Raw genomic sequence first — 557 nt, forward strand, 5'->3', positions numbered from 1 at the left:
GGACCCCAGAGCGACTGACCGCCTGGGCAGCCAAGACTGGACCGGCAACTGAAAAGCTTATCCGTACCGCGCTGGGGGCAAGAAAGCATCCGCAACAGGCCTATCGGTCCTGTCTGGGCATTCTCCGGCTGGGCCAGAGCTACGGCGAGGCACGATTAGAACGTGCCTGCCAACGCGCCCTGATGCTGGGCAGCTGCCGATACAAGAGCATCGAATCCATCCTCAAGCATCGCCTGGATGAGCAGCCCCTGGAAGAGCAGCAAGAACTGGCCTTACCCGACACACACGACAACATCCGCGGCCCTGCCTACTACCACTGAAGGAATCTGACATGCTGAAACATCCCACGCTGGATAAGCTCCACGCCCTCAAACTGACCGGCATGGCCGCCGCCCTGGCGGATCAATCGGCCACCCCCGACATTACCGATCTGAGCTTCGAGGAGCGCCTTGGCCTGCTGGTCGACCGGGAAATGACGGAACGGGACAACCGACGCATGAGCAGCCGCCTGCGCCGGGCCAAGCTGCGACACGCCGCCATCCTCGAAGACATTGATT

At 61.8% G+C, this 557-nt stretch carries 2 pseudogenes; both read left to right on the top strand.

The annotated features are described in order from the left end of the window. Positions 1-320 (top strand): annotated as a pseudogene (locus tag LWH94_RS19700) (IS21 family transposase); the annotation flags it as partial. A gap of 11 nt (positions 321-331) precedes the next feature. Then, positions 332-557, top strand: a pseudogene (istB, locus tag LWH94_RS19705) (IS21-like element ISSpu5 family helper ATPase IstB); the annotation flags it as partial.

Source organism: Marinobacter sp. G11 (assembly GCF_021282325.1).
Classification (GTDB): Bacteria; Pseudomonadota; Gammaproteobacteria; order Pseudomonadales; family Oleiphilaceae; genus Marinobacter; species Marinobacter vinifirmus.